The sequence below is a fragment of the Mesorhizobium sp. B2-1-3A genome, from assembly GCF_006442655.1.
Classification (GTDB): Bacteria; Pseudomonadota; Alphaproteobacteria; order Rhizobiales; family Rhizobiaceae; genus Mesorhizobium.
This window is the reverse complement of record NZ_VFWK01000003.1, coordinates 119492-134057: the sequence shown is the minus strand read 5'-3', so window position 1 is coordinate 134057 and position 14566 is coordinate 119492. Positions and strand designations below refer to the sequence as shown.

The 14566-nt window shown below is 63.4% G+C and carries 14 protein-coding genes; 9 read left to right on the top strand and 5 right to left on the bottom strand.

What is annotated here, in order from left to right; genetic code table 11:
- Positions 1-43: 43 nt before the first annotated feature.
- From FJ977_RS12005 to FJ977_RS11965, 9 genes are all read left to right on the top strand, one after another.
- Positions 44-1453, top strand: a complete 1410-nt coding sequence (locus FJ977_RS12005) for an aldehyde dehydrogenase family protein (RefSeq protein WP_140771643.1) — start codon at positions 44-46, stop codon at positions 1451-1453.
- Positions 1454-1469: 16 nt separating this feature from the next.
- A complete protein-coding gene (locus tag FJ977_RS12000; protein ID WP_181179789.1) occupies positions 1470-2273 on the top strand; it encodes an N-formylglutamate amidohydrolase in 804 nt (267 codons plus the stop codon).
- Positions 2246-3046, top strand: a complete 801-nt coding sequence (locus tag FJ977_RS11995; protein WP_246683023.1) for a helix-turn-helix domain-containing protein — start codon at positions 2246-2248, stop codon at positions 3044-3046. The genes FJ977_RS12000 and FJ977_RS11995 overlap by 28 nt, the downstream gene beginning before the upstream one ends.
- A 145-nt stretch (positions 3047-3191) precedes the next feature.
- Positions 3192-3917 carry an ABC transporter ATP-binding protein gene (locus FJ977_RS11990; protein WP_140771639.1) on the top strand — a complete coding sequence of 242 codons (726 nt, stop codon included), beginning with the start codon at positions 3192-3194 and terminating at the stop codon, positions 3915-3917.
- A gap of 43 nt (positions 3918-3960) precedes the next feature.
- Positions 3961-5115: an ABC transporter substrate-binding protein gene (locus tag FJ977_RS11985; protein ID WP_181179788.1), complete on the top strand. Its 1155-nt coding sequence runs from the start codon at positions 3961-3963 to the stop codon at positions 5113-5115.
- A 42-nt stretch (positions 5116-5157) separates the two neighbouring features.
- A complete protein-coding gene (locus tag FJ977_RS11980) occupies positions 5158-5862 on the top strand; it encodes an ABC transporter ATP-binding protein (RefSeq protein WP_056578155.1) in 705 nt (234 codons plus the stop codon).
- An 8-nt stretch (positions 5863-5870) separates the two neighbouring features.
- Complete coding sequence (locus FJ977_RS11975) at positions 5871-6770, top strand: branched-chain amino acid ABC transporter permease (protein ID WP_140771635.1); 900 nt, start codon at positions 5871-5873, stop codon at positions 6768-6770.
- 1 nt (position 6771) lies between these two features.
- The gene (locus FJ977_RS11970) at positions 6772-7857 is read left to right on the top strand and encodes a branched-chain amino acid ABC transporter permease (RefSeq protein ID WP_140771633.1); all 1086 of its coding nucleotides are present in this window, start codon (positions 6772-6774) and stop codon (positions 7855-7857) included.
- 32 nt (positions 7858-7889) lie between these two features.
- A complete protein-coding gene (locus FJ977_RS11965) occupies positions 7890-9284 on the top strand; it encodes a glutamine synthetase family protein (RefSeq protein WP_140771631.1) in 1395 nt (464 codons plus the stop codon).
- Positions 9285-9302: 18 nt separating this feature from the next.
- Here the strand turns inward: FJ977_RS11965 and FJ977_RS11960 are convergent, their stop codons facing one another.
- The 5 genes from FJ977_RS11960 to FJ977_RS11940 all read right to left on the bottom strand — a co-directional run bounded on the left by FJ977_RS11960 (position 9303) and on the right by FJ977_RS11940 (position 14486).
- Positions 9303-9626, bottom strand: a complete 324-nt coding sequence (locus tag FJ977_RS11960; protein ID WP_140771629.1) for a hypothetical protein — start codon at positions 9624-9626, stop codon at positions 9303-9305.
- Between the two features lie 74 nt (positions 9627-9700).
- On the bottom strand, positions 9701-10552 hold the full coding sequence (locus FJ977_RS11955; protein ID WP_140771627.1) for an endonuclease/exonuclease/phosphatase family protein: 852 nt from the start codon (positions 10550-10552) through the stop codon (positions 9701-9703).
- Between the two features lie 119 nt (positions 10553-10671).
- A complete protein-coding gene (locus FJ977_RS11950; protein WP_140771625.1) occupies positions 10672-12135 on the bottom strand; it encodes a phosphatidylserine/phosphatidylglycerophosphate/cardiolipin synthase family protein in 1464 nt (487 codons plus the stop codon).
- A gap of 834 nt (positions 12136-12969) precedes the next feature.
- Positions 12970-13890, bottom strand: coding sequence for a nucleotidyl transferase AbiEii/AbiGii toxin family protein (locus FJ977_RS11945; protein WP_140771623.1), 921 nt, complete (start codon positions 13888-13890; stop codon positions 12970-12972).
- Positions 13887-14486 (bottom strand): type IV toxin-antitoxin system AbiEi family antitoxin domain-containing protein, encoded by a 600-nt coding sequence (locus tag FJ977_RS11940; RefSeq protein WP_140771621.1) that lies wholly within the window; start codon positions 14484-14486, stop codon positions 13887-13889. The genes FJ977_RS11945 and FJ977_RS11940 overlap by 4 nt, the downstream gene beginning before the upstream one ends.
- Positions 14487-14566 lie beyond the last annotated feature (80 nt).

The window sequence follows — 14566 nt, the reverse complement described above, 5'->3', positions numbered from 1 at the left end:
TCGTGCCCCGAATGACCTCTCATCTCGGATGGATTTCACGACCATGAACCTGCATTCCGGCGCGCGGACCTTTTCCGTGACTTCTCCCGTCGACGGCTCGACCTACACGACGCGCGCCTATGCGGACGGGGCGGCCATCGAGACCGCGCTGAGCCGGGCACGTGCCGCGCTGCCGTCGTGGCGGCGCACGCCGCTGGCAGAGCGGCTGGCGATCCTGCTGCGCTTCGGCGAGGAGATGAAAGCGCGGGCAACGCCGCTCGCTGAAATGGTGGCGTGGCAGATCGGCCGGCCGCTGTGGCAGGCCGACGAGACGCCGCGCCTGGCGCTGGTTGGCGAACTGCTGGCCGGCGTCGCACCGGAAACGCTGGCCGATGTGCCGTATCCTTCGGATGAAAACATCCGCCGCTATGCCAAGCCCGTGGCAGGTGGCCTGCATCTGTCGATCTGCGCCTGGAATTACCCGACCGCCATGCTCGGCTATCTCGTGACGTCGCCGCTCGCGGCGGGCAATGTCGTGATCTTCAAGCACTCACCGCAAACGCCGCTGATCGCCGAACTGGCCGAGGAAGCCTTCCGTGCCGCCGGCGGTCCCGAGGGCGTGTTCCAGAGCCTGCATCTCGACCATGCCGATGCCGAGAAGCTGATCGCGTCGGGTGCCTTCAACGCGGTGAATTTCATCGGCTCGGTCAATGGCGGAAGGCGTGTCCATGCCGCCGCCGCCGGCACCTTCACACAGGTGCATCTCGAACTCGGCGGCAAGGACCCGACCTATGTCAGGGCCGATGCCGACATCGAGGCGACGATCCCGCAGATCGCGGAGGGCACCTACTCCAATGCCGGCCAGTCCTGCTGCTCGGTCGAGCGCATCTATGTCGACAAGGCAATCCATGACCGCTTCGTCGAAGCCCTGGTCGCCGAGACCGCCAAATGGACCATTGGCCATCCCTTCGACGAGAAGCCGATGGTCGGCCCTGTGGTGCGGGCGAGTGCGGCCGACACCATTCGCGCTCTTACCGAAAGCGCGGTGCGGGCAGGGGCCAGACGCCTGATGCAGCAGGATGGCGCGCTCAAGGCCTCCGGCCTCGGCGCCGCCTATGTCGCGCCGGAGGTGCTGGTCGGGGTCGATCACACCATGCAGATGATGCGCGACGAGCTGTTCGGGCCGGTGGCCTGCATCCAGTCGGTCGGCAGCGATGACGAGGCTATCCGCCTGATGAACGACAGCGATTTCGGGCTGAGCGCCTCGATCTGGACCAGGGATATCGAGCGCGGCGTGGCGCTGCTTGACGAAGTCGAAGCCGGCACGGTCTATCTCAACCGCTGCGATCACGCCGACCTGCATCTGCCCTGGGGCGGCATCAAGAACTCCGGCCTTGGCCGCACCAATGGCCGCGCCGGACTGGCGGAGGCGACAGCGGCGAAGGCCTACCATGTCCGCTCCGTCATCGGTTGATCCGGAGCCTGGTGCGATGAACGCCGCGGGCCTTGCAGGGCTTGACGATGCGGCCATCGCCGCGCTGGCCGCGGCCGGCGTCGAGCGGCTGCACATCGATGCCGCCAGCCCCTACCTGCTGATCGCCGAGCACGCCGGCGATGTCGTGCCCTCGCCCTGGCATGACCTTGGCCTGCCAGGGCCCTATCTCGGCACGCATTTCGCGGTCGACATCGGCATCGACGCCTTGACCCGCAGGCTGTCGCGCACGTTACGGGCGCCGGCCGTTCTCGCGCACTACTCGCGGCTGTTCCTGGACTACAACAGGCCGGCCGACGAGTGGGACTTCATGCGTCCGGATCTCGGCGGCATCCCGGTGCCCGGCAATGTCGCGCCGGATGCCACCGATGTCAGGCTGCGCAAGTCCATCGCCTGGGCGCCGGTCGAACAGGCAATCGTCGAGGCCGCAGCCGGCCGGCAGGCGCTGGTCTCGGTGCATTCCTTCACCCCGGTGATGGGCGGTGTCAGGCGCAATGTCGACATCGGCGTCTTGTGGCGGGAGCCGTCTGCCTTCGTCACCTCGGTGCTGAAGATGCTTGGCGCGCACGGTGCGGAAGCGGGCTTGAGGATCGGCGACAACGAACCCTATGACTGGCGCCAGGCGATCGGCTACACGTTGAACCGGCACGGACTGGAGCAGGGCAGGCCTTGCCTCTACCTCGAGGTCCGCAACGACCTGCTTTCCGATCCGGAAACATTCGAGCTTGTCAGCCGCACGCTCGAAACCGTCTTTGCAACTGTTGCGATGTCGCTATGGCCGAAACCAGCCGTAGCCGTCTAAAGCGGTTCGCCGAACGGCGACCCGCTTTATCTCCTTGTTTTGACGCAATTCCCAAGGGAAAGCGCGATGCGCTTTTCCCGGGAAAACCGCCGCACACTTTTCCTGGAATTGCTCTAGAGGCTGGACGCCCCAAGGCGGCCCCGCTAGAGCTTGTCGAATTGGAAACACGACAGCCAAGGGCGTGGGCGATGCAGGGCAATGTGGGCAGCAAGATCCGCGACGCGCGCAAGGAGCAGAATATCACGCTGCGAGATCTCAGCGAACGCTCCGGCCTGTCTGTGTCGCAACTGTCCAAACTCGAGAACGGCAAGGCGCGGCTGACGGTCGATGTCGCGCTGATGATCGCCGGCGTGCTGCATGTGCCGGTGGCTTCCTTCCTGTTCAGCCCCAAGCCCGGCATGCAGGCACGCCGTTCCATCACGCGCGCCGGCAGCGGCATCCTGCACCAGGGCAATGCCATGGAATTCGAGGTCCTGTGCAGCGATTTCCGCGACAAGACCAACATTTTCTGGCGCGTCACGCTGCGCGCGAAGAGTTTCGAGGAGAATGGCGGCTGGCGCAGCCATTCGGGCGAAGAGTTCATCCACGTGCTGAGCGGCAGCCTGGAACTGCACACGATCCACTATGATCCGACGGTGCTGCTGCCGGGCGACAGCATCCTGTTCGACGGCGAAATGCAGCACGCCTATATCGCGCTTGGTGACGAGCCCGTCGTCATGCTCATGTCGAACACCGTGCCGCGCGACGGGCTTCCCGCCGGCGCGGGGATTTGAGTCCAACCTGACCGCACACCTCCTCATCTCAAGAATATTTTCTAAAATGGAAAAAAATACTTGTTATGGAAAAGTCGGAGGTCTAGCATCCACTTGACCGGCCGACAGGAGAAATAGCCATCGACCGGGATGGGAGATGTGACCGATGCTGTCGGTTGAGGCAGTCAGCAAGACCTTTGGCGGCGTACAGGCATTGCGCAATGCGTCGCTGTCCTGTGAGGCCGGGGAAATCCTCGGCCTGATCGGCCCCAATGGCGCGGGGAAATCCACGCTGGTCAATGCCATCTCCGGCGTGCTCAAGCCCGATACCGGGAGTGTCCGGCTGGGAGGCCAGGAGATCACCGGCCATGGTCCCGAGCATTGCGCTCGGGCGGGGGTCGCGCGCACCTTCCAGACCATCCGCCTGTTCAAGGATCTGACCGTCCGGCAGAATGTTGAGGTCGCCCATATCACCTGCCAGGCGGTTCGCCCGGATGCGGCGGCGCGCATCGGCATCGACCAGCTGCTCGCCCAGTATCAGCTCGATGGTTTTGCCGACGTCCCGGCCGGCACGCTGTCCTACGGCAGCCAGCGCCGGCTCGAAATCGCCAGAGCGCTGGCTCTGGGCCCATCGCTGCTTTTGCTCGACGAGCCGGCCGCGGGCCTCAACGAAGGCGAGTCCGAGACGCTGGCCGTGGCGATCGAAGGTATTCGCAGCGATGTCGGCTGCGCCACCATCGTCATCGATCATGATCTGCGCTTCATCAACCGGCTCTGCGACCGGCTCTGCGTCATGGACCAGGGCCAGGTGATCGCCTCCGGACAGACCGAAGAGGTGTGGCGCGATCCGCGCGTCATCGAGGTTTATGTCGGGCAGTCCGCCACATCGTGACGGCGCCCGGGCCAGCAACAACAAGGGAGAAGGAGGGGTTCAAATGGAGAAAATGATCTTGGGAGCCGCGGTCGTCGCGGCGGGGCTTTTGCAGGTGGCGCATGCCGAGGCCGCAGACCTGAAGATCGGGCTCGCCGTGGCGATGACCGGCACCTATGCACCTTACAGCGAAGCCGAGGGCGCGCGCTGCATGGCCGACAAGCTGAACAAGGCGGCTGCGGCAGGCGATCCCAAGGTCGAGCTGATGATCGAGGACAACCGCTCCGACCCGCAGCTCTCGGTGTCGCTCGGCCAGAAGTTCCTCGATGCGGGTGCGCAGATCATCACCGGCGTGCCGTTCCCCGACGCGCTGATCCCGACCGCGCAGATCGCGGCGCCTTACGGCGCCACCGTGTTTTCGGCGCCGAACACGCAGCTTGAAATGCAGCAGGCAGGGCTCGACAATTTCATCGCCGGCGCGGTGCCCGATCCGATCAACGCGGCGGCCACCGCCAACGCGCTTTACGGCAAGGGCGCGCGCAGCGTGGCATTGATGGTCTCGCCCGATGCCGGATCCTATTCGGAAAAGCTGCCGGAATGGTTCGGCGAGGTGTTCGAGCATCTCGGCGGCAAGGTCGTCGGCAAGTTCAACTATTCCTGGGGCACCACCGACTGGTCGCCGCAGATCGCCAGCATCAAGGCGCTGCCGCAGAAGCCGGACGCCATCCATATTTGCGGCGTGCTGCCCGACGTCGGCATCTTCATCCGCCAGCTGCGCGCCAATGGTTATGACGGCTGGGTCGCCGGCTGCGATGCCTTCGACGACAAGTCCCTGGAAGGCACCGTCGGTGATCCGGCGTCGCTGGAGAAGGTGATGTTCGCCACCCATGGCGCGACCGGCATCGACAGCCCGATCGACAAGTTCCTCGCCCAGTGCAAGGCCGATGGCTACAAGATCAACGGCATCTTCGACGCGCTCGGCGCCGACATGGTGCAGATCAGCTACGAGGCGGCCAAGAAATCCGGCACCGTCGAACCCGCTGCCTTGCGTGAGGCGATCCGCGCACCGGGCGGCTATCCCGGCACCACCGCGCCCACCATCTCCTTCGCCGAGAAGAAGGGTTATCCGGTGAAAGCCGTACCGGTGATGGGCTTCTCCAACGGCAAGCGGGTGCTGATCACCGACACGCCGCCGACCTTCGTGCCGGCGCTGAACTGACGGGCAGCAGGCGATGATGATGAGAGCCTGGCAGGCCCAGTCGTGCTGAGCGTCGACAATCTGGTCGTCCGCTACGGCGCGGTGAGTGCGGTGCGCGACCTCAGCCTGAAGGTCGGGCGGGGCGAACTTGTCGCCTTGCTCGGTCCCAACGGCGCGGGCAAGAGTTCGACCATCAACGCGCTGACCGGCCTAGTCACGCCGGCCTCCGGTCGAATCGTGCTTGACGGCCAGGACATCTCGCGTGTCCGCACCGAGGATCGTATCCGCGCCGGCCTGACCTCGACGCCGGAGGGCCGGCACATCTTCGCCAATCTGACCGTGGGCGAGAACCTGCGGCTGGGTGCAGCGACACGACGCGATCCCAAGGGCGTGCGCGGCGATATCGAACGCTTCCTGGCGCTGTTTCCAGTGCTGTCCGAGCGCTACGGCCAAGCGGCCGGTACGCTTTCGGGCGGCGAGCAGCAGATGCTCGCCATCGCCCGCTCGCTGATGTCGCGGCCGAAGCTCTTGCTGCTCGACGAGCCGTCGCTCGGGCTGGCGCCGAAGATCGTCGTGCAGATCTTCGATTTCATAGGCGAACTCAAGCGGGAAGGGCTGACGCTGCTGGTGGTCGAGCAGAACGCCAAGCAGGCGCTGCGCTTCGCCGACCGCGTCTATGTCGTCAGCGCCGGCACGCTCCGCTATGACGGGCCGCCGGCCGAGCTTGCCGACGAGCATGGCCTCTTCAACCTCTATATTGGCGGGTAGGCGGCGACATGGACTATGCCCTGCAGCAGCTTCTCAACGCGCTGGCCTTCGGCGCGGAATATTCACTGGTCGCGCTCGGCTTGGCGGTGGTGTTTTCCATCATGGGCCTGGTCAATTTCGCGCATGGCGAAATCATCGGCGTCTCTGCCTACAGCGTGTTCCTGGCGGCCGCCCTTGGCCTGACCTCGCCATTCGTGGCCGTGCTGCTTGCCGTCGCCGCCGCCGCCCTTGCGGCGGTCGCCTTCGAACGCGTCGCGTTCCGGCCGGTGCGCTACGCGCCGACGACGACAGGACTGCTCACTGCCTTCGGCGTCTCGATCGTCGTGCAGAACCTGTTCATGCTGCTGATCTCGCCCAAGCCGCAGTCGGTCTCGATCCTCAACGGGCTGAACCAGATGTGGTTCTTCGGCCCGTTCGCGGTGTCTTCGCTGCAGGTGATGGAACTCATCGTTTCCGGCCTGACCATTCTGGCGCTGGTGCTCTTCCTCAACCGCTCGACGCTTGGCCTGGCGATCCGCGCGGCATCGCGCGATTTCGCCACGGTGCGGCTGATGGGCATCAAGGCCAACCGGGTGATCGCCACCGCCTTCGCCATTTCGGGCGCGCTGGCCGGCATCGCGGCCGTCTTCATCATCGCGCGGCGCGGCAGCGTCTCGCCCGACCTTGGTTTCAGCCTGGTGTTGAAGGCCTTCGTCGCCTGCGTCATCGGCGGCTTCGGCTCGCTGGCGGGGGCGGCGGCCGGCGGCATGCTGCTCGGCTTCATTGAAGTCGGGCTGCTGGTTGCCTTGCCGCAGGAATATGGGGGCTTCAAGGATGCGCTCACCTACGTGATCATCGTCGCGCTGCTGGTCTACCGGCCGGAAGGCCTGCTCGGCCAGCGGGTCGAACTTGGCGACAAGGAGATCTAGGGTGTCGCAGACTATCGAAACCACTGCGAATCCGGTTGCGGCTGTCACACGGCCCAACAGCGCCCTGAAGCGCTCGCTTATCGGCGGGTTGGTGACGTCGCTGCCGGTGCTGGTGATCGGGCTCGCGATCCTCAATTTCGCGCCGACCTACTACACCTATCTGGCGCTCGGCGCCTTCGTGAACCTGATCGTCGTCGTCGGTCTGCAAGTGTTCATGGGCAACTCCAACATCGCCAATCTCGGCCACAGCGCCTTTGTCGGCCTTGGCGCCTATGGCGTCGCCATTCTCTCGACGCCGCTGGCGATGAAGAAGCTGTCGATCCCCAACGCGCCATTCGGTTTCGCGACGCTGCAGCTCGACCCGGTGTCCTCTGCGTTGATCGCTCTCGTTGTGGTCGGCATCGTGGCCGCTATCAGCGGCAAGGTCATCAGCCGCTTGTCGGGCGTCGCCGCGACCATCGTCAGCCTGGCGCTGCTGATCATCGTGCATTCGGTGTTTCTCAACTGGACCGATCTGTTCAAGGGCAACCAGGCCTTCTTCGGCATTCCAAAAGTAGTCGGCCTGCCCTGGATGCTGGTGTTCTCGGTGGTGGTGATCGTATTGGCGCGGCTGTTCAAGGATAGCCGCTGGGGCCTGCAGCTGCGGGCCAGCGCCCAGAGTCCGCAAGCCGCCGCTGCACTCGGCATCGACGCGAAAAAGCTGCGGCTGATGTCGTGGGTGCTGTCGGCGCTGATCTGCGGCCTTGCCGGTGTGCTCTATGCCTATTTCGCCGGCACGATCAGCCCAAAACTCTTCTACTTCCAGATGATCTTCAACACGCTGGCGATGCTGATCCTGGGCGGCATGGCCACGGTGACGGGCGCGGTGACCGGCGTGATCGTGCTTTCGGTCGGGCTCGAATTCATCCGCAGCATCGAATCCGGCGTGACGATCGGCAGCGTCCAGCTGCCGCAATTGCTCGGCCTGTCCGGCGTGGCGCTCGGCGTCGTCATCGTGCTGTGCATGGCGTTCCGGCCGAGCGGCATCAGCGGCCGCTACGAGCTCGACGAATTGTTGTCGCGATTTTTGAGGCGCAACGCGAAATAGCGGCGCCCGGCATTCTTGGTGGAGGACTGAAAGTGGAATTTGAGGACAAGGCCGCGGCTTACGCGCCCCAGCTCGAGGCGTTGCAGAAGAAACTCGCGGCCGACGGGGTCGAGTTCATCGAGGTGCATACGGTCGACACGTCGGGCGCGTTCCGCTCCAAGATCGCACCGCTGAAGCTGTCGACGCAGGGCGAATCCATCAACGCCATCCTCTATTGCGTCACCCATGGCGACGGCCAGCCGATGGGCGATGTCGCCTTTGCATCGCCCAGCGCCAATGAGGAGAACGGCTTTCCCAACATCAAGGGGATCATCGATCCGGCGACCGTGGTGCGGCATGGCTGGAAGCCGAAATTCGCCTCGGCCATCACCCGCTCCTACATGCTCGACGGCGCGGTCTGTCCCTTCGATCCGCGCGGCGTGCTGGCTCGTGTCGAGGAGCGCGCCAAGGCGCTCGGCTACGAGCCGATGTTCGCGCTGGAATACGAGTTCGGCATCTTCCATGCCGACCACGATCTGATGCGCGCCGGGCGCTATCGTGAGCTCAAGCCATGGGGCCATTCGCTGATCAACTATGATCTGGTGCGCAGCGGCGAGTATCAGGATTTCGCCGCCGAGTTCATCACCCGGATGAAGAGCATCGGCATCGGCGTTGCCTCGCTGGTCACCGAATATGGCTACGGCATGTATGAATATGCGCTGACGCCAAAGACCCCGCTGCAGGCGGCCGATGACGCCATGCGCGCCAAGCTGCACCTGCGCGAACTCTGCGCCGAGCGGGGCCTGGTTGCCACCTTCATGACCCGCTTCCAGCCGCCGGGCAAGGAAAGCGCCTGTGGCGCGCATCACCATATCAGCCTGTGGCGCGACGGCAAGCCGGCCTTCGCCGCTGGCCCGAACAGGCTGACGCCGCTCGCCGAGAAATTCCTCGCCGGCGTGCTCAGCCGGATGCAGGAAACGCATCTCCTGTTCCGGCCGACGGTCAATTCCTACCGCCGCTTCGACCGTGGCGCCTGGTCGCCGGAAGACGTCGCCTGGGGTTTCGAGAACCGTACCGCGCCAATCCGCGCCATCACCACGCCCAATGACGGGGCCTGCCGGCTGGAGCATCGTGCGCCGGGCGCCGACATCAATCCCTATCTGTCGATCGCGGCGATCCTCGCGGCGGGCTGCGAGGGCATTGAAAAGGACCTGCCACTGGAAGCGCCGGTGACGTCGAACCTCGCCACTCTCGACAAGCCGAAACTGCCGCGCACGCTCAATGCCTCGATCGAAGCCTTCGCGGCATCCGATTTCTGCGCCGAAGCGTTCGGCGAGGCCTTCCGCGACAACTATGCCGAAAGCCGGCGCGCCGAACAGGCGGCGTTCGACGCCTGGCAGGCGTCGCACATCACTGACTTCGAATGGCAGCGCTATTTTGTGAGCTGACGAGGCAGGCCTGTCACATTAGCCGCAGACGCGAACGTCCTCGATCACCCTGTGATGATGGCGCCAATGCACGACCGTTTCGGTATGACAGCGGTGATGCCGGTGGTGGCGCCGGTATTCGCCATCATTGTCGTACTGGACGTTCTGGTCGCCATCATATTGATTGTCATAGCGGCGGTCATGGTGCCGGCGAACAATAATTCCGCCATTATCGGACTCGTCATCCGGTGAATATCGGTTGCCGTCGTCGGACTGGATAATCACGCTAGCGGCTTGCGTTGGCGCAATGACTGCCGCTGTCGCCGTCAATGCCAAAAGGGAAGCTAAAATCAATTTCTTCATTTCGTCCTCCTGCGAGTTCAGGACTTAAACTCGACGTATCAACTCGCGGAAGAACCGAGCGTTCCACTGTAAATCTACACGCTTTGCGACGCAGGAGACATTGCGTTATCGGCCGAAACCATATGATCCAGGCGCACGAAGGCTGTGAGCGGCAGATGATCGGAGGCAACGCGCGAGAGCGGCGTATCGTGCGCTTCGACCGCGGCGATCATTCCGTGCCGATTGGTCATGATCCGGTCTAGCGCCAAGAGCGGCAGGTTGGAGGGGAAGGTCGGGACCGCCGGCGGTTGCGGCCCGAAAGTCGCATGCAGCGTGTTGAGCGCGGAGCGGTTTCCAAGCCGCCACTCGTTAAGGTCGCCAAGCAGCAGGGTCGGCTTCTCGTCGGCGCTGCTCATGATGTCCAGCACGACGCGAGCCTGCTGGGAGCGCGAATGGCGCAGCAAGCCGAGATGGGCGGCGATGACACGCAATGTCCGGTTGCCATCGAGGTCGATCTCCGCCACCACCGCGCCGCGCGGTTCCAGGCCCGGAAGCCTGATCTGATGCACGTCACGGACGACACCCCTCTTGAACAGCAGGACATTGCCATGCCAGCCGTGACCCTTGCCGGTGGCCGAAATCGGCACCGGCACGAGGCCGGTTTCGCGCTCGAGGCGGGGCAGGTCCAGAAGGCCGTCACGGTCGCCGAAACGGTTGTCGGCCTCCTGCAGGGCGATGACATCGGGGTCGATTTCGCGGATGACGCGGCTCGTCCGCTCAGGGTCGAACTTCCGGTCGACACCGATACATTTATGGACATTGTAGGAAGCGACCAGCGTGCCGGTGGCGGCGGTCGCCTTGTGGGCCGCGGCGTTTGCTTTCCGCATCCGCCGGTCGCGGATGGTCAAAAGCATGCTTGCCGGAAGGCTGCGTCCGTTCATTCGCATCGTGTGCTTGCCATTGCTGCTGCCTTCACCATGCACTTCAAATAGAGTCTTTGCGCCTATGTTCCATGATCGACTTCAAACTATCCGGCAAACACGTCGTTTTGTTAAAGCCAGGCCTTCTAGAGATAGGGTGATCCCAGCCACAGGATACGGTCGAACAGCCGGATGATGAAGGGCCGGGCCCGCAAGGAGTCCAGGGTGACAGGGATGGCCGTTTCGATTGCCGATCCAATCCGGGTTTCGATCTCGTGGGCAAAGCCCGCGTCGAGGACCTCCAGATCGATCTCGAAGTTGAGCCGCAACGACCGGGCGTCGAGATTGGACGAGCCGACATAGGCCCAGACGCCGTCGATCGAAAGCAGCTTGGAATGGTCGAATGGGCCTTCCGTGCGCCATATGCGGCAATAGTTCTTCAGGATCTGGTCGAATTGCGCGGTCATGGCGCGGTCGACGAGGAAGAGATTGTTCACCGCGGGCACCACGACATCGATCTCGACGCCGCGTCGGGCGGCGGTGATCAAGGCGCTGATCAGCTCCCGGTCCGGCAGGAAATAGGGCGACATCAGGCGGATCGACTTGCGCGCGACCGAGAACGCGCCGATCAGCAGTTTGTGGTTGGTCTCATTGCTGGCATCGGGTCCGGATGCAACCGCCCGCACCAGCATCGGCTGGCCAGGTGGCGGCGACAGCGGGGCAATTCGCCAGGCATCGCCCTTCAGGGCCTCGTTGGTCGCGAAGCGCCAGTCTTCGGCGGCAACCGAGAACAGGTCGGCGACGACAGGCCCGGTGACCTTGAAATGCGTGTCCCTTGCGCTGTTGGAGCCTGCGAACTCGGCGGAAAAACCCTTGCGGATGTTCATGCCGCCGGTAAAGGCAACCGTGCCGTCGACCACAAGGATCTTCCGGTGGGTCCTGAGATTGGCGTAAGGCAGGCGCAGGCCCATGACGATGTTGCCGTTGAAGACGTCGGCGGGAATGTCGGCCTCGCGCAGATGACCCAGGATGCTAGGGACCGAATAGCGGGCGCCGACGGCGTCGATCAGCACACGAACGGTGACGCCGCGCCGGACGGCACCGGCCAGCGATTCGACGAAAAGCAGGCCGACGGCGTCATTGTCGAAAATGTAAGTCTCGAGCAGGAGGCTGCGTTCGGCGCCATCGATGGCCGCGCACATGGCGGCATAGGCCTCGTCGCCGGTCTCCAGTACGTCGATGGCATTGCCTGGGTTGAGCGCGCGCCGCGCCACCCTGTCGCCCAGTGTCCGCAGACCGGTGAAGCGCTGCCCGTACCGTTCGACAATGAGTGTCTCCTCGGCAGCGACGTCACCCTCGTGCTTGGCGGCCACCGCATCGCCGGCAAGCGGGCGCTGCGCGGTGATCGTGGCACGGCGAATGCGGTTGATGCCGGCCACGGCATAGATCAGCACGCCGAGGATCGGTGACAGCACCATCACGCCGACCCAGCCGGTGGCGGCGCGGACATCTTCCTTGGTCATGACGGCGTGGGCGATGCCGACGGTCGCCATCACCACCGAGATGATTGCCAGGATTTGGGTCCAGTGAGTCGTAATGGTGTCGAACATTGCCGGGACTATCCAGCGAGCGATTGCAGAAGGCAATGCGGCCGATCATGCTTCACATTCGCAGGTGGCGCCCATAGCTCGGTCAGCACTTTGGATAGGCGTCAGCGCCACGGGATTGGCCAGGGCAAAACATCGGTTCTGCGCGCTCCAGCGTCGCCTTGCCGGGTCCCATGGAACGTTGCCGCGCCGCGGTCGTTTAGTCCCGGTGCCACTGCCATCGGAGCGTGACCATGAAGAAAACCTACGTCAAACCCACGCTTGTGAAACGCGAAAAACTAACCGAGCGCACGGCGCAAATCGTGGCATCCGGGATCATACTGAGCGAGTAGCCGCACCTTCGCGAGCCGGAGTTCCCGCTCCTGCGAACAGATGCACAGTGTCGATTGGCATTGAGTTGTTGACGGCCGCTTCTGTGTTTCGAGATCACCGAGGATCGGTGAAGTTGAAGTCGCGGAGCGTCTCACCGCACCCTTGGGCGAGAGTACCCCCGACGGCGTCAAAACAGTGTGGAGAAAGTGGTAGCGGGAGAGCGCTACCGCCAATACAGCGCTGCAACCGAGTTCGTCTGTTAATGGGACTTCGCAAGAGAGCTCAGCAGATTCAAATCCTGTCCCCGCAACCAATTTCATCATAAATCAATTACCGTCCCGGTCTAACCGGGGCGGTTTTTTGCGTCCCGGGCAACGCTGCGCCAAGGGACCCTGGCGGCCATGCGGTAGCCATAAGAGCTTGGACCCGTGACATTGCCCGTACGGCACTCTTGATTGAAGTTTCGTTTTGCCGATCGCTGCGTTGCGTACTGTCATCCAGGGATGACCGCAGGCGACGAGCCAATCAACGCCAGGCGCTGCCATCAGGGTCCCAACGTCCGCGCGCGCCTTCTGGGACGCTTAGGCTGACGATGATCGGTCCGAAAAAGTGTCGAAGCTCACCTAGCAGCTGTGAGAAAGGGGGCGGCTTCATCACAGGCGGCGTGCGGCGCAGAAAGCCTTTCCAGAGGCCTTGCTCCGCGATCGCTGCGAAGGGCTCGGTTAGGCCGACGGGCATCTCCGTTGGGATGGCCGTCCCGCGGCGGTGCAGTGTTCCGCCGACTGCCTCCACTACATTGGTCATCTCGAACGGGAATATGCGCGTGGCTACCCAGATGTCGTGGAAATCCTTGACGCGGCCGTTGGTCTGCCCGAAGCGGATCATTGCCTCGAACTTCTCGGCGATCATAGTCTCGGGCGGGTACATGAGGATGCTGGCTTCTGGCAGGCCCGCCAAAAGAGACGGAAAAATTTCCACTTTCGGCGGCGGGTAGACGTGATCCCCAAAGCCGATGTCGACCTGCACGGTGATGACCGCGCTGGCCAAAGTCGCTTTCAGGGTTAGCCGGGCGCCTTGATACTTGTCGTCTTCGCGGACCGCCTCGATCTTCAGCGTAGCTGGGTCGAACAGGATGCCGTCCTCCGGAAGCTCCATCTGACAAATGTGTTTGAACAACGTCATCAGGGCCTCGGGGGCGGGGTCCCCGTAGCCGAGTAGGTCGAGGTCGCCGGTAGGCCGAAGGGCGTGCTTGGGCCAGGTGACGAACAGCATGGCCCCTTTCAGGACATAACTCTCGGCCGCGTCGGTCTGGCTAAGGCGGAATAGCAAGCGTTCAATGGCGTAGCGCGTCAGGACCCGCTGGAAATCGTCGCCATTTGTTTTGGCGTGGGCGAACAGCCGCGCGCGGATTGATGCGGCTGGATCTTTGATGACTTTGTCCTTCATTGCATAGCCTTGATGAATGGCTCCATTCGGCTGGTCACCCGGTCGATGGCGGCATACTTTATGAGCTCGCTAACGGTCGTCTTCCGCTGCTTCAGGGCGTCGCGCAGGGCCTCGATCGCCACGTCCTCGCCTACTTGCCGGCGATGCTTAAAACAGTCGGCGACGGTCTTGGCGACGCCGTAGATCGGCACCGGCACCCCTTCTATCATCACTAGCTCGATCGCGGCCGTCAGGGCTTTCCCAGTTGCTCGGACGACTTCAATCTTAAGGTTCCTCGTGTTCGGCGTCCTGCCCTTGTGGGGGATTGTCATCCAGACCACATGTGGCAGCTGGGTCGTCAGCTCATGGTGACGGAGCGCACTGATAAGGCTGATGACGCCATTCGGGACAAGGCGCGCCGCTTCCGCCAAATTGTGCTCGATATGCTCACCAACGTGGGCAGAATCCTGATAGAGTCCGCGGCCTAGACGAACCAGGTCTCCGGTGTCAGTCAGGCGTTTGAGGTAGGTCAGGGGGATGCCGGCAGCCTTGAAGTCTCGCGCTCGGGCTATGCCTCGGGCACGGACCAGATCAAGGGCGCGTTCGCGATAACCCATATGACGACCAGCCACAATGTTACCTATTGTCGGCATAAATTAGGTATTGTCAACACAAGGTAACGGTTGAGATTTTCCTT

Excerpts from the sequence above, each read along its gene's own strand:
- FJ977_RS12000 (WP_181179789.1), top strand. The coding sequence starts at position 1,470 with ATGAACGCCGCGGGCCTTGCAGGGCTTGACGATGCGGCCATCGCCGCG.
- FJ977_RS11990 (WP_140771639.1), top strand. The coding sequence starts at position 3,192 with ATGCTGTCGGTTGAGGCAGTCAGCAAGACCTTTGGCGGCGTACAGGCA.
- FJ977_RS11985 (WP_181179788.1), top strand. The coding sequence starts at position 3,961 with ATGGAGAAAATGATCTTGGGAGCCGCGGTCGTCGCGGCGGGGCTTTTG.
- FJ977_RS11940 (WP_140771621.1), bottom strand. The coding sequence starts at position 14,486 with ATGGGTTATCGCGAACGCGCCCTTGATCTGGTCCGTGCCCGAGGCATA.
- FJ977_RS11945 (WP_140771623.1), bottom strand. The coding sequence starts at position 13,890 with ATGAAGGACAAAGTCATCAAAGATCCAGCCGCATCAATCCGCGCGCGG.
- FJ977_RS11950 (WP_140771625.1), bottom strand. The coding sequence starts at position 12,135 with ATGTTCGACACCATTACGACTCACTGGACCCAAATCCTGGCAATCATC.
- FJ977_RS11960 (WP_140771629.1), bottom strand. The coding sequence starts at position 9,626 with ATGAAGAAATTGATTTTAGCTTCCCTTTTGGCATTGACGGCGACAGCG.
- FJ977_RS11995 (WP_246683023.1), top strand. The coding sequence starts at position 2,246 with ATGGCCGAAACCAGCCGTAGCCGTCTAAAGCGGTTCGCCGAACGGCGA.
- FJ977_RS11975 (WP_140771635.1), top strand. The coding sequence starts at position 5,871 with ATGGACTATGCCCTGCAGCAGCTTCTCAACGCGCTGGCCTTCGGCGCG.
- FJ977_RS11955 (WP_140771627.1), bottom strand. The coding sequence starts at position 10,552 with ATGCGAATGAACGGACGCAGCCTTCCGGCAAGCATGCTTTTGACCATC.
- FJ977_RS12005 (WP_140771643.1), top strand. The coding sequence starts at position 44 with ATGAACCTGCATTCCGGCGCGCGGACCTTTTCCGTGACTTCTCCCGTC.